12 protein-coding genes are annotated in these 13,951 nt (G+C 60.1%); 2 read left to right on the top strand and 10 right to left on the bottom strand.

What is annotated here, in order from left to right; genetic code table 11:
- Positions 1–287: 287 nt before the first annotated feature.
- Both H9S92_RS16705 and H9S92_RS16700 read right to left on the bottom strand, forming a co-directional pair.
- The gene (locus H9S92_RS16705) at positions 288–1,628 is read right to left on the bottom strand and encodes a carboxypeptidase-like regulatory domain-containing protein (RefSeq protein ID WP_187467831.1); all 1,341 of its coding nucleotides are present in this window, start codon (positions 1,626–1,628) and stop codon (positions 288–290) included.
- Entirely contained in the window at positions 1,629–2,228 is a 600-nt protein-coding gene (locus H9S92_RS16700) for an RNA polymerase sigma factor (protein ID WP_187467830.1), read from the bottom strand.
- Between the two features lie 341 nt (positions 2,229–2,569).
- On the opposite strand from H9S92_RS16700, the gene H9S92_RS16695 reads away from it, so the two are divergent.
- Positions 2,570–3,994, top strand: coding sequence for a TonB-dependent receptor (locus H9S92_RS16695; protein WP_187467829.1), 1,425 nt, complete (start codon positions 2,570–2,572; stop codon positions 3,992–3,994).
- Between the two features lie 39 nt (positions 3,995–4,033).
- Here H9S92_RS16695 and H9S92_RS16690 read toward each other — a convergent pair whose 3' ends face one another.
- The 7 genes from H9S92_RS16690 to H9S92_RS16660 form a co-directional block, all read right to left on the bottom strand.
- Positions 4,034–4,354 (bottom strand): type II toxin-antitoxin system RelE/ParE family toxin, encoded by a 321-nt coding sequence (locus H9S92_RS16690; RefSeq protein ID WP_187467828.1) that lies wholly within the window; start codon positions 4,352–4,354, stop codon positions 4,034–4,036.
- The gene (locus H9S92_RS16685; protein WP_187467827.1) at positions 4,351–4,611 is read right to left on the bottom strand and encodes a hypothetical protein; all 261 of its coding nucleotides are present in this window, start codon (positions 4,609–4,611) and stop codon (positions 4,351–4,353) included. The genes H9S92_RS16690 and H9S92_RS16685 overlap by 4 nt, the downstream gene beginning before the upstream one ends.
- A gap of 161 nt (positions 4,612–4,772) precedes the next feature.
- Positions 4,773–5,891 (bottom strand): hypothetical protein, encoded by a 1,119-nt coding sequence (locus H9S92_RS16680; RefSeq protein WP_187467826.1) that lies wholly within the window; start codon positions 5,889–5,891, stop codon positions 4,773–4,775.
- Positions 5,892–5,969: 78 nt separating this feature from the next.
- Positions 5,970–6,551, bottom strand: coding sequence for a hypothetical protein (locus H9S92_RS16675; RefSeq protein WP_187467825.1), 582 nt, complete (start codon positions 6,549–6,551; stop codon positions 5,970–5,972).
- Positions 6,552–6,635: 84 nt separating this feature from the next.
- Positions 6,636–7,970 (bottom strand): hydroxymethylglutaryl-CoA reductase, encoded by a 1,335-nt coding sequence (locus H9S92_RS16670; protein ID WP_187467824.1) that lies wholly within the window; start codon positions 7,968–7,970, stop codon positions 6,636–6,638.
- Positions 7,971–7,973: 3 nt separating this feature from the next.
- Complete coding sequence (locus tag H9S92_RS16665; RefSeq protein WP_187467823.1) at positions 7,974–9,044, bottom strand: beta/alpha barrel domain-containing protein; 1,071 nt, start codon at positions 9,042–9,044, stop codon at positions 7,974–7,976.
- A 54-nt stretch (positions 9,045–9,098) separates the two neighbouring features.
- Positions 9,099–10,892 carry an ABC transporter ATP-binding protein gene (locus tag H9S92_RS16660; protein ID WP_187467822.1) on the bottom strand — a complete coding sequence of 598 codons (1,794 nt, stop codon included), beginning with the start codon at positions 10,890–10,892 and terminating at the stop codon, positions 9,099–9,101.
- Positions 10,893–11,132: 240 nt separating this feature from the next.
- On the opposite strand from H9S92_RS16660, the gene der reads away from it, so the two are divergent.
- A complete protein-coding gene (gene der, locus H9S92_RS16655) occupies positions 11,133–12,434 on the top strand; it encodes a ribosome biogenesis GTPase Der (protein WP_187467821.1) in 1,302 nt (433 codons plus the stop codon).
- Between the two features lie 4 nt (positions 12,435–12,438).
- Here the strand turns inward: der and H9S92_RS16650 are convergent, their stop codons facing one another.
- Entirely contained in the window at positions 12,439–13,872 is a 1,434-nt protein-coding gene (locus H9S92_RS16650; protein ID WP_187467820.1) for a hypothetical protein, read from the bottom strand.
- Positions 13,873–13,951 lie beyond the last annotated feature (79 nt).

Raw genomic sequence — 13,951 nt, 5'->3', positions numbered from 1 at the left:
GCAGACTTACGGCCAGTTTATACCGACGGAGCCTGGTGGGAGACGGACCAACGAGGAGTAAGGGTTGAAGGGTTGAATAATCGAAGGGTTGAATAATTGAATAAGCTGCCGCACTTAACAGGCTGCCGCACGAAACAGGCTGCCGTACCGCCCCGGGTGGCAGGGCCAGTCCAGCAGTGAACGCCGTAGGCAACAAGTCAGCAAATGCGGGACCGCCCCAAGGCGATTGCACCGCCAGCAAATGTCCCGTCTATCCCGTGCGGTAGCTTATTCAACCCTTCATCCCTTCACTTCAGGACCACCTTAAAATACACCCGCACCGGATCATCACTACGCAGCACCTCCCAGATGGAGGTTCTGGCGATGGTGCCGCCTACGTAGTCCATGGTCGCCTGGCTGGGGCGACCTCGGAAAACGAAGTTGCTCAGGCGGCCATCGGGGTGCACCAGGAAGCTGAGTTTCACCTTTCCCGGCGGGACGTCCGCCGGGCGGTTGGCCTCAATGCGCTGCCGCAGGGCCTGGTAGCCCTCTTCCGGGATGGCCAGGCCGGGCCCCTGGTCTACGGGCACTTTGGTAACGCCCCAGGCTACTTCGGGTGCTTGCTGGCTGCTCTGCTGTTTTTTCTCCAGGCTGATCTGAAGGTCTTCGTCGCTGGAGTTGAGGTCCAGTTGCTCCGCTTCGTACTCGGGGTGAGAAATCTCCAGGACGGAGGCTACGGCGTCTACTTCCAGGCGAAAAATGCCGTTGGTATCGGTGCGTTCGCCCAGGGGCAGGCCGGGCAGGCGCACCAGGGCGTTGGCAATGGGTTGGCCGTCTTCGCTGGTGATGCGGCCTTCCAGGAGCTTGGCGCTGGGCGCGCTGGTAGCGGCTACCTCTTCCATTGGGGCGGGCGCGGGGGCGGCCTGGGTCCGGGCGCGCAGGGGGGCATCAGCGCGGGCGGGAGCGGCGGTTACTGGTGCCGGGGCGGTCCGCTCCGGGTCCCTGGCCGGTGCACGTTTCTCGGTCCTGCCTCCTGGTGGGGATGCGGGCGACTGAAGGGTTGGGGGCGGCGGCGGCGGTGGTGCGGCAACCGATTCCGCAGGGCGCGGACGCAGGAGCGGGGTATTGGACGCAGGAGCGGGGGACGGCGGGGCCTCCCGTGCGGCGGGCTCCCTTGTGGCGGAGGGGCTTTCCGCTTCCAGCGCGAGGCTTTCCGCTGCGGGAGCCATTTCCGTTGCTTCCGGGTCTTCCAGCGGGGCGTCCGCTTCGGCGTCTTCCGTTGCTGGTGCCGCTTCCGGGGCGTTGCGCAGGGCGAGGTCGGCGGAGCCTTCGTCCGTCCAGCGCGGCAGCAAGAAGATGGCGGTGACGAGCAAGAGAACGGCTGCGGCCGCGCTCAGGTAAAAGACCAGCGGGCGTTTCTTTTTTTCGGCTACGGCTTGGTTGCTGGCAGCGGCGCGGGCGGCAAGCTTCAGGCGTTGGGTGCGGACCAGGTGGTCTTCGGCGGGGTGCTGCCGCAGTCCTTGCAGGGCCTCGGCGGTAGCGTCATCTTCCCGGGCACGCCGCTCCAGCTCGGCCTCCTCAGGGGCGGTGAGCGCACCGTTGAGGTAGCGGCGCAGCAGTTCGGCGGTGGAGAGATGGCGGAGTGGCACTTATTCTTTGGCGTTGTCTTGCCCTTCCAGGCAAATTTTGAGATTCCGGCGTCCGTTTTGCAGGTGCGAGCGGACTTGCCCCACGTTCAGGGCCAGCGCTTCGGCGATGCTCTGGTAGCTTTCGCCTTCGCGTAGGTAAAACAGCTGGACGCAACGGCGTTGTTCTTCCTTCAGTTTTTTGAGGCAGTGGTAGAGGGCCCGGGTGTCTTCCCCCGGTTCCTCCGTTTCGTTGGCGGTACTTAGATGCAGCAGGCGGTCGGATTGCACAAACTCGTCGTCGGTCTGCTGCAGGGGGTCGCGCTTTTCTTTGCGCAGTTGCATCAGGCAGTGGTTGCGCACGGTGGTGTGGAGCCACGAGCGGAAGTTGCTCACCCGGTGGCTCGGGAGTTTTTCCAGCAGCAAGGCCCAGATTTCCATGCCCGCGTCTTCGGCCCGCTGGGGGCTGCCCAGGTAGCGGAGGGCCACGGCGTAGATCAGCTCCGCGTGCCGCTCGTACAGGGGCAGGAGGTCGTTAGCTTCGCCACTCCGCTGGAAACGATCCAGCAGCTCAGCATCGCTGACCTCAGCAAGGGCGGGTTTGGGACGGAGCAGGCGCAACATGGTGAGGTGCAAGGTACGGAGTACGGGGGTAAAGGGAGTAAAGGTGTAATGGGGGAATGGAGTAAAGAAGGCGCTCTGCTGCGCAGATGCGTTTTGAACCACTAAGACCACGAAGATGGACTAAGAAGGAGGGGGCACGAAGCTCTTACCCGCGGTGGAGGGGCCAGCGTAGCGTCGGGAGGAACCCGACGATTTCGTTAGTTGGTTATTTGGAGATACACTTAGATGGACAGCCTCGAGAAAAGATTATTGACCGAGGTAGAATCAGTCCGCCTCCCCCCCCATTGCTCCCAAAAGCCGTACCTTGCACCTGCGCCAGCGCCCCCAAAAAAACGCACAGCATGCCAGCAAGACAGCTCCTCGAAACGGACCAAAAAGCCCTGGAAATAAACCTGAACCCCAAGATTTACGGCACCTTCGCCGAGATCGGGGCCGGGCAGGAAGTGGCCCGCTACTTTTTTCAGGTGGGGGCGGCGGCCGGGACGATAGCGAAGACGATGAGCGCTTACGATAAGGTGTACTCCGACCAGATTTACGGCGTGGAACCCAGCGGACGCTACGTGTGCGAAAGCCGCATCCACCGTATGCTCGATCACGAGTACAATCTGATGGTCGACCGCCTGCGCCACGACCGGCCCGACTCTACGTTTTTTGTCTTCGCCGATACCGTTGCCGCCATCAATTACAGCCGCACCATTCGCGGCAACGGCTGGCTGGGCCTGCGCTTCCAGCTCGACTCCGCCGCCGATCGCCACAACGATCTGCTGCTGCACGTGCGGATGCTTGATAACGACAACCAGCTCCAGCAGCAGGCCATCGGCATCCTCGGCGTCAACATGATCTACGCTGCTTTTCATTACCAGCAAGACCCAGAAACCCTGGTGCTCAGCCTGCTCGATGGCCTGAAAGGGCGCGTGGCCATCGATATGATTGTACTTGAAGGGCCGGATTTTCCCGTAGACAACCGTCTGCTCAGCCTCTGGCTGGTGAAGCACGGCCTGACGGACATCACGATGTTCGACCCCCGCGGACGCAGCATCCACCCCAGCGAATTCCTGTACCGTAAATCGATCATGGTCGTCCGCGGCAGCTTCCGCCCCATCACGCTGGTGAACGAAGACATGCTCAAGGCGGGCTACCAGCAGTTCCGCGAGTCAGAAGGCATTGACCCCGCCACGAGTTTCCTGCTGACGGAGCTGACGCTGGATAACCTCCAGCACAGCGCCGAACTCAACGAGCGGGATTTTCTGCACCGCGCCCGGCTGCTCAACGCCATGGGCCAAACCGTTGCCCTTTCCAATTACCACCGCTACGGCGACCTCATTGAGTACCTCAGCCTCTACCGCGTGGCACCGGTGGGCATCGTCATGGGCGTCCACGATCTGCTGCAGATGATCAGCGATAAGTACCGCGATAACCAGGATGGCCGCCTGCTGGCCGCCTTCGGGGAAATCTTCACCCGCAACGTCAAGCTCTACATCTACCCCGCCCAGCAGGAAGGCTCGGCCGACCTGATGACGGCCCACAACGTGCCCATCCCCGAAGGCGTCAAATTCCTCTACCGCCACTTGCTGGATAGTGGGCAGATCGTTGACATCACCCACTTCCACCCCGAACACCTGCACATCTACTCGGCCAAAGTGCTGGCCATGATCAAATCCGGCGAAGACGGCTGGGAAAAAATGGTGCCCGAAAAAGCCGCTCGCCTGATCAAAGAAGAAAACCTGTTTGAGTACCCGAGTGAGCGGTTGGCTTTTGATTATTGAGGGTAAACGACTGGAGCGGCCGAACGAATAGGTGGGCAATTATACATTCTCCTGGATCCAGTCCTGGCCGCGCCGCTGGTCGTAGACTTGAACGACTACGACTTCCAGAATTTCCTCATTGATGGTGAATACGATCTTATAGCGCAAGGTAAGGGCGCGACGGTACTCATGGTTTCCATCGTTCAGTTCGTCGAAGGATTGGTGGGCTTCCGGGAAAGTCTTCAGACTCTTGATGGTCGCCAGGATTTCCTTACGGACTTTGGTTGCATAATCGGCAGAGACCGCCTCACGTAAGTCACTTACGATCTCATTGATGCTAGCACGCGCGCGCGGTGTCAGCAGGACTTTATACTGCTTCATGCGATGACCTTCGTTTCCATTTCGCGCTCGAAGTCTTCCACGGTCATGAACGCTTCGGGTTTGCTCAGGTCTTCAGCAAACTGGGCTTTAGCAACACTGGCTTTTACCGCCGTGCCGTCTGCTTCGTAGCCGATAACCGGGTCACCAAAATTGCGCTCGATGGATTTCATCAAGTCGAGCAAAACCTTCAAGAAACGCTCGTCCTCGATCTGGTCGATCATGTCGTGGCAGCGCTGACGCATTTCTACGGTAGTCATTTGGAGAGGATTGTGGTGATACATTGGTAGTTTCATAAAGATAACGGTTTTAGTTGATCAAATGATTCAAAGCAAAGGATGAGTGCGCATTCCATCCCCGAATACGGTAGCTTTGAACTATCGGTAGGCCTAAGCTAGGGGATAATCCCGGCTGGCTTTAATTATTGAGATGCCCCCGCACTCACCGCTCCACCAGTCCCCCCCAACCGCACCTCCAACCACTGCGGAAACCCATAGTAAGTACTGATCCGCCCCGTCCGCTTTACCCCCACGTAATAGGGCAGGTAGGGGTGGCAATTGAGCCGCAGGCAGGTCTTGGCCGTGGATTTGTACACGGGCAAGGCAATGTCATTGGCCGCCACGAAAGTGCGGATGGACTCCGGGGTATCGACGTGATTGACAAAAACCACGTCGAGTTTATCCCGTTCGGCGGCGGGCAGTTGCCGGTAGAGACTGTCCACTTTACGCACGTCTTCCCCCCGTTTACTCCCCAGGCCCCAGAAGTAAATCACCAGCTCTTTGTCCGGCTGGTGGCCGATGCTGCTGGCGTTGCCCTCCAGGTCAGTCACGGGAACCTTGCGGAAATAGAGGTCGAGTTCAGCGGCCAGCGGGAGATCCCGGGCTGAGGGCAGCGCCTCCACCACGATTTTACTGCGGTCTTCGGCCACGCTTTTCAGCACATAGCTGTTCCGGCCCACCCGGAAAACGGTCTTGCGGGTAATGGGGCCTACGTTGTCTTGGTCCATCACGATGGGAACGACGGCGTTGCCGTAAGTCGTCAGGATCAGGTAGTCGGGGTGGGCCACGGGAAATTGCTGCCACTCGAAGGCCCGCCCCAGCACCTGGATGATGCCAATACGGAAGGAATCGCTGCCGAAGGTGACGTCGGCCGCGTGGATGTCTACCTCCACCCGTTCGTTATCGAGCAACCGCAGGATGTTGCGGTGGTGGGGGATGGTGTCGTAGCGGCGCTCCCAGCCGGGGTAGGGCTGGTTGGCCCGCAAGCGGCCGTCCTGTCCTTTCCAGACTTCGTACCAAATGCCCTGGCTGCGCAGCTTGGTGTAATTGCCGTCTTCCACCAGGGTGTCTTTGGCGGCCAGGATGCTGTCCCAGGCAGTCGTATCCGCCAGCCCCCAGGAGATCTGCCCGTAGCTGACGCCCGTGTTGAAGATGCTGTCCGCGAGCGCTACCTCGTAATGCCCCGGTGGGTTGCTGGGGCCGCAACTGCCGTAAGTCAAAAGGGCCGCGAAAACGAGGGAAAACCAAAGGAGTGTTCGCATCGGCCCAAGGTCGCGCCTCCGGCCGGGCTGGACAACGGTGTTGGTGTGAATGTTTGGTTAATTGCCCCGGGAATACGGCTACTTCAATTGCCCCCAGCGGGTATAGCCCAGCAGCAAAACCTGAGAAATGCTTGGTTGATTTCGCTCCTCGTACTGTTTGTAATTATCCTCCGTAAGGTACTCTTTGTTTATCGCTATTACTTCCCGGGCCAGGCGAGCTACTTCGGAAGTTGTCGCGCCGCGCTCCAGCAAATCCCCCAACAACACTTCTGCTACTTTCGCCTCATTGATGAAGTGGCGGCCCATCATTTCCTGGATATAGAAATCCTTCGTAGCGGCATCGGCTCCGCTCATGAACTGGGGGTGCAGCACCGTTTGCGTCAGGGTTAACCACTGGAGGTTATCGTAATAGTGTTCCCCCGCAAGCTTAGAAACTTCCAGGCGGTAGTACGCATCGTAGTCCTGCCAGGTAGCCGTACCACTCATCATCAGCGTATTCACGTAAGCATCGGCGGGGATTTTGCCGGGAAATTCAACCGTGCGGGCAGAAAAGTCGTCGGCGGGGATTTCCGTTGGGGAGCTGTCCGTAAAAAGGTCACCGTCTTTGGTGCAGGCAAACAGGCCAATGGCCAGGAGCAGAAAACAGGGCAGGAATTTCATCGCAATGGAGTTGTTAAGGCTGCTAAATTTATGCCCTGAAAAGCACTTTACCTAATTTTCTCCCCAAAAAGCGGGAGAATCCCCTCACCCCCGCAGCCCCTCCAAAAAACTCCGTACCCCAAAGTGGCTCACCGTCTGCCCGGCAAAAAACGCTTCGGCGGCGCGGCGTTCGGCCTCGGTGGCGGCCAGGGAGGAGAGGATGTTTTGCAGGTGCATCTTCATGTGGCCGCGCTGGATGCCGGTGGTGACGAGGCTGCGCAGGGCGGCAAAATTCTGGGCCAATCCGGCGGCCGCCATCACGCACATCAGCTCTTCGGCGGTGGGCTGCCCCAGCAGGTCGAGCGCCACGCTGGCCATGGGATGCAGCCGCGTCAGGCCGCCCACCGTGCCGATGGCCAGGGGCAGCGTCAGCTCAAAGTGGAAGTGTCCGTCAACCACCCGGCAACGGCTCAGGCCCCGGTACTGCCCATCCTGGGCGGCGAAGGCATGGGTGGCCGCTTCGATGGCCCGGAAGTCATTGCCCGTTGCCAATACCACGGCGTCGACGCCGTTCATGATGCCTTTGTTGTGGGTAACGGCGCGGTAGGGGTCCTGCCGCGCAATCTCCACGGCGTACTGAAAGCGCCGCGCAAAATCTGCCGCATCAACCCCGCTGCCGGGGATGTTCATCTGCTCAATCGGGCAACTCACCCAGGCCCGCACCACACAGTTCGGGGTATGGTTGCTCAAAATGGCCATGATCACCTCCAGATCGCGTTCGTCGTCGGCCAGCTCCGGGCATTCGGCGGCCCAGCTTTCCAGGGCGCGGCCGTAAGCTTCCAGAATCGTGTTTATGAAGTTGGCCCCCATGCTATCGGCCGTGCCAAAGCGCACCAGCAGTTGGTAGCAGTCGGGAGCCACCTCGGGCAGGTGCTTCCAGGTCAGGCCGCGCACGCCCCCGCCCCGTTCTTCCATCCGTGCGGTGAGGTGGTCGGTTTGGGCGCTGACGCGGGTGCAGAGACCGGACAAAAGCGATGCCCGTCGTTCCGGCCGGCCACTCCAGCGAAAGTGGAGCTGCCCCAGTTTCTCACTGGCCAACACCTCCGCCCGGAAGCCGCCGCGGGTCATCCAGTACTTGGCCGCTGCACTGGCCGCCGCCACTACGCTGCTTTCTTCGATGACCATCGGTACGGCGTAGGTCCGGCCATTGACCACAAAGTTGGGGGCCACGCCGAAGGGCAAGGGGAAGTTGGCGACCGTATTCTCGCTGAACTTATCCAGCACGCCCTGCCAGCCGACGTTCGCCGCGTCGAAGGCGGGCAAAACGCCGGCCTGCGCGGCGGGCAGGAAGTTTTCCAGCAGCCACTGCCGGCGCTCGGCTTTCGTCAGGCGGCTGAAGCCGTCGATCTGCTTGTTGTTGGGGGCCACGGGCGGTCGCATTTGTTAAAACCGGGGACGAAGGTAAGCCTCCGCCAGCTCAAGACCGCGCACCTGGCTCGCTACGTAGCGCCGCAGGGTCGGGTAATCTTCGCGGGCGTAACGCAGGAAAGCCGAAGCCTGGCCGTAGATGGCCAGCAAGGTCGACTGCTTCGTCAGGTAGTAACCATCCAGGAAGTTGGCCACGCCTCCGCTGACGATCAGCGACTTACACTGCACCTGCGGCCGCGCCCCAGTACTGCTTTCCGCCAGAAGGGCATTGACCGTCTGGACCATTTCCGCCGCCGTATGCCCCACGCGGGTGAGCGGACCGAAGGCCTCCCGGTCGAGGTCGTCGCTGCGGAACAGTTCGAGTTTACTGAAGTTGGTGCCGCCGCCCGCCGCCGTATCGATGGCCAGCAGGGGCAAACGCAGGAGCGCGCGCAGGCTGGCCGGACCCATGCCCTGGCCGACTTCCTTGACGATCACCGCCAACTCCGGCAGCGCAGCTAGCAAGGCTTCGATGGTGGCCAGCGGACTGACCCTGAAACGGTCGCCCTCCGGCTGTAAGGCTTCCTGGAGAGGGTTGACGTGGACGATGAGGCCATCCACCCGCAGGGCTTCAACCAACTGCTGGATCTCACCAGCGCGGCCCGCGTCAAGCAAGTCCTGGATCTGCGCAACGCCCAGGTTGGCGTACAGGGGCACGTCGTCGCCCGTGATGGGCCGCACGTCGAAGTCCCGCAGCCGCTCGTGGCCGTACAGCAAAGGACGGCAGGAGCCGAGGCCCATGCCCAGGCCAAACTCCGCGCAGGCCCGGGCCAGGTTGTGGTTGATGACGAAGGCTTTTTCCGTACCGCCGGTCATGCTGCTCACCCAGAGGGGGGCGCGGAGTTGCTTTTGCCCGAAGGAAACGGGGGTGAGGGAGCCGGGCGCAGGGTGGGCGGCAAGCAGGGGTTCGTAATCGAAACGGGGGTCGAGGCCCAGGGCTTCTACCTGGGAGCGGAAGGCCAGTTCAATGTGGTCTTCCTTGCGGCGCTCAGCGGTGGGGTCCTCGGCGGGCTGGGGCGGCAGCGTACCGGCGTTTTTTTCGCTCATGATAAGGGCAACGTGCTTGGTGGGGAATGGTTTAGGCCGGCCGCCGGACCGCTTTTACTTCGTGCCCACCTGCCCGGCGTAGAGGGCGCGGAAGCCTTCGGAGGCGGTCAGGAGCTCGGCCAGCGTACCCTCGGCCACGATGCTGCCTTCTTCGAGGTAGTAGATGTGGTCGAACAGGCGCAGCAGGTGCAGGCGGTGGAGGGTAGAGACGATCGTTTTGTCGGGAAATTCGGCGAAGAGGCGCTCGTATACCAGGATCTCGGTCTTGGGGTCGAGGCTACTGGTGGGCTCGTCGAGCAGGAGCAGCGTAGAGGTATCGGCCGCCAGGATGCCGCGGGCGATGCTGAGGCGCTGGCGCTGGCCGCCGCTGAGGTTGGCCCCACCCTCGGCCAGGAAGGTATCCAGCCCCTTTTCGGCTTGCTGGATGACGTCTTCCAACACCGAAACGTGGATGGCCCGCTCCAGCTCCTCGCGGCTGCGCTCCAGGCCCATGGTCAGGTTGTTGCGCAGGCTTTCTTCAAACACCTCGGGGCTTTGGGGAATGAGGGTGGTTTGCCCGAAGAGCTGGCTGCCTTCGGGGTAGCGCAGGGTGCTTTCGGCGGACTGAAAAGTGAGGTGGATTTTTTCGGGCGGGTAGAGGCCGCGCAGGGTGTAGAGCGTGGTCGTTTTACCGCTGCCACTGGGGCCGATGAGGGCGATGCGTTTGCCGCGGTCGAGGTTGAGGTGCACGTTTTCAATACCCGGGCTTTCTTCGGTGTAGCGAAACGTCAGGCCATCAACGCTGAGGCGCTGCCAGTCGGTAATGAGCGGGCCTTTGACGCTGGGGCGGGCCAGGGCGGCGTGGTCGGCGTACAAGGGCTCGATGGCCGCCAGGTCGGAACGGAACTTAATGACCTGGTTGTACTGGGCCGTCAAACTGCTCAGCATGTTCGAGAACTGGGTGACGTAACCGATCAGGGTCACCAGCCCGCCCACCAGAAAAACTTCGCCCGGTACGTAGTTTTGGTAGACGTAGCCGACCACCAGGATGGCGTACATAAAGCCCACGAGCACCGTCACGGTAAACCACTTGAACTCGTTGATCTTCGTGTTGCGCAGGAACGGCGGCCAGATGTTGTCCAGGCGCTGGCGGATGGCCTCGGCGGTGCGCCGCCCCAGGCGGAGGGTCGTGACGGTGATGATGTTGCCCAGGTTATCGGAAAGACCCGCCATGAGGTCGTTCTCGCGGTCGTTGGTTTCCTTGTTGGCTTCAATGATGGGCTCATCAAAGGCCAGGACGGTGAACAACACGACCAGTCCCGCCAGCGCGGCAATGGCCCCGAACAGGGGGCTGAACACCATGATGGCCCCGATGGAGATCACCATCCGGGCAATCGTCTGGAAATACGCAAAGCCGTTGTCGAAGAAGTTCTTCAGGGCCTCGTAGGCGCGGCGGGCGCGGTTGATGGTGTCCCCACTGTGGTGCTCGCGGTGCCAGGCCAGCGGCAGGTGGATGATCTTATCGTAGCTCTCCAGCAGCAGGCGCTGGCTGATGTCGAAGGCCATTCTCCGCTCCAGCAGGCGGGCGGGCCACTGCAAAGCCCAGAAGGCAAAGATGATGCCCACGTACACCACTACGTACAGGATGGAACCCTGGATGGGGTCTCCCTCCCCCTTCTGCAAGAAATTGATGTAGAGACCGTACACGACTGGCGGCAAGGATACCAGCAGGTTCACCCCCAGAAACATGGCGTAGATAAGCAGGTAGCGGAGGCGCATCCCCTCGGCGTAGCGCCAGGCCGTGACCAGGAGATATTGGTAAGGGTTTTCGCGAAACAGGTCCCGTAGGCTGGCTAAATAACTGGACATGGGTGCAAAGGACTACTTTTTATCAGGCATGGCCAAGTGTTTTTGGTCCGCGCCGGTAGGGGTAAACAGTGCAGTGGAAGGCTTTAGTTTCTTTCGGCCATTGCTCGCTATCCCTACTCCCCCCTTCGGGGGGCCGGGGGGGAGCACCTGCGTACGCGCCCCGACCGGCCTTTTGCTACCTTTGCGGTTTACAACCCGTTCCGCGCGGAACAGGTTTACAACGTGATAAGCAGCTAAGTAATGGACATCGTCGCAATCGTGGGCCGGCCCAACGTAGGAAAATCAACGCTTTTTAACCGCCTGATCGGGGAAAAGCAGAGCATCGTGGACAACGTCAGCGGTGTTACCCGCGACCGGCAGTACGGCCAATCCAACTGGAACGGGAAGGAGTTTGCGGTGGTGGACACCGGAGGGTTCGTCCGCAACAGCGAAGACGTCTTCGAGGCGGCCATCCGCGACCAGGTACAGATCGCCATCGACGAAGCTACCGTGATCCTGTTTATGGTGGACGTTTCGACGGGCCTTACCGACCTGGACGAGCAAGTGGCCCACCTGCTGCGCCGCGCCAAAAAGCCCGTAGTGCTGGCCGTTAATAAGGTCGATAACCATACCCGACAGCTGGAGGCCAACGAATTCTGGTCTCTGGGCTTCGAAGAAACCTTCTTCCTGTCATCCGTAACGGGCTCCGGCACGGGCGAATTGCTGGACGCGGTGGTAGAACACGTCGAGAATCGCGAAGAACCGGAGCGGACGATTCCCCACGTAGCCGTCGTCGGGCAGCCCAACGCCGGCAAGTCGAGCTTCATCAACGCCCTGCTCGGCGAGGAAAGAAACATCGTCACCGACATTGCCGGGACTACGCGGGACAGCATCCATTCCCACTACAATAAGTACGAACGCGAGTTCATGCTCATTGATACCGCCGGCATCCGCAAAAAGGCCAAAGTGTACGAGAACCTCGAGTTTTACTCCGTCATGCGCGCCATCCGGGCCATTGAGGAGTCTGACGTAGTGGTGCTCATCGTCGACGCCACCGACGGTGTGGAAGGGCAGGACCTGGCCATCTTCCGCATCGCCCAGAAGCGGAACAAAGGCATCGTGGTGGCCATCAATAAGTGGGATTTGGTCCTCGATAAGGAGACCAACACGGCCCGGGATTATGAACTGAAGGTGCGGGAACGCTTTGCCCCATTCAACGACTTGCCCATCATTTTTATGAGCGTGCTCGAAAAACAGCGCATCATGAAGGTGGTTGACGCCACCATGCAGGTGTACGAAAACCGCACCCGCCGCATCCCTACCTCCCAGCTCAACGACGTGATGCAGGCAGCCATGGAACGCTACAGCCCACCGAACTACCGCGGTAAGGAAATCAGCATCAAGTACGTGGTGCAGTTGCCGCTGGCCTACCCCGCCTTCGCCTTTTACTGCAACCACCCGCAGCACATCAACGACAGCTACAAGAACTACCTGGAAAACCAGATCCGCGCCAACTTCGAATTTTCGGGCGTGCCGATCAGCATTTTCTTCCGGAAGAAGTAGTGCATCAGGATTGTAAGCTGCGGGCCTGCTCAAGTAGCCACTGCTTATCGTTTAGCGGGGTAGTTTGCTCGATCTTCTGGATGAGTTCCTGGAGTTTCCCCTGGTCGCGCGGCGGAATGCGGCTGAGTTGGCGGACCAGGCGGGCCACGTTGGTGAAGTTATCGCGGTGCAGGTCGGAGAGCTTTTTGCGGCGGATGTAAGTGATCATGCTGTCTACCTGGCTTTCGAGCGCATCGAATTCTTCCAGTTCGTAATAGATTTTGAGCAGAAGCGTCTTGGCCAGCAGGTTATAGACCGGGTGCTTAAAATCCACCTGTACCAACAGGGGCATTACCGTGTCGTAGTCCTTTTGCTCGTAGCCCAGGCGGGCGCGGGCGAAACGCTCGGTGTTTTCGCGGATGTCGTCCTCCAACTGGTGGGTATAGCGCTGGATGAAGTCTTCCGTCCAGGCGTATTCCCGCAACTTGATGGCATTGGAGACGATGTTGAGGTAGGTGGTACGGGTGAGGAGGCCATTTTCGGCGATCACGTCCTGGTGTAGCCCGAGTTTGTACCACTCGAAAGCCTCCCGGGCGTAGGCTTCGTGGCCCTGGTTCATGTGGGTGATGCAGAGGTTGATGGCCATGAGGATGACGTAGCGGAGGTCGGGCTTACTCAACAGTTGCTCGTGTTCCGCCAGGGTATCGCGGAGCAGGGTGGTGTGGGTGCCCCGGACGTCCTCTTCGGTGAGGCCCCGGTAGACGTAATAATAGATGGCCAGCGTGGGGTAGGCCTTCAGGTCGTAGGCTTCTACCCGGCTGATGACCTCGGGGAGGAAGTTGAGACTGAACTCCTGCCGGTACATTCGCCTTTGGTAAAGGATGTTACAGCTCACCTTGAGCTTTTCGATGAGGTAGGCCAGGTCGAGGTTATCGGCAATTTGCTGGAAGTTAGGCTTATCCAGGAGTTTGTGGTAGGAGCGGTATTCGTCGCGTTCCAGTTCCAGTTGGTATTGGTTGCGGTAAAAGGTTTCGTTTTTCAGGCGGTCTTGTTCCTGGAGCTGGTCGGCCTTTTTCAGGGCCCGTTCAATGTGGCTGGGGTCCTGGTAGGTGCGCAGCGAACTGATCAGGGCCAGTTGTTCATTGATCGGGGCCTCGCGCCAACGTTCGTAGGCCAGGAAGGATTCGGTAGCTTTGAGGGCCCAGTGGAAAGTCTGCCGCAGGCGGGCATCGTCGAAGTCCTCCTGCGGAAATAGCCGCTTCCAGATGCGCGTTTTGCTCAGGGCATTCGTTTTCTGAAGGCGCCCATCGGCACCTACCAGGTAGGCGTGGAGGGCCCGGACGTCGTCGCGCTGGTTGTGGATCGGGCTATCGAGCCACTTGCCCAAACGGCGGGAGTCGGCCTTTTCCAGGGAGCGGTACAAATAAATTAGCGGATTTTTTTCAACGGTATCGGCCATAAATTTCAACACTTTTTGAAACGGTGACTTTCGCCAGGAACCAAGTGTTTACCTGATACATAACGGCACATAGTTAAGC

Source organism: Neolewinella lacunae, from assembly GCF_014349155.1.
In the GTDB taxonomy this organism is placed as follows: domain Bacteria; phylum Bacteroidota; class Bacteroidia; order Chitinophagales; family Saprospiraceae; genus Neolewinella; species Neolewinella lacunae.
The sequence above is the reverse complement of the archived record's forward strand: the minus strand, read 5'-3'. Positions and strand labels throughout refer to the sequence as shown.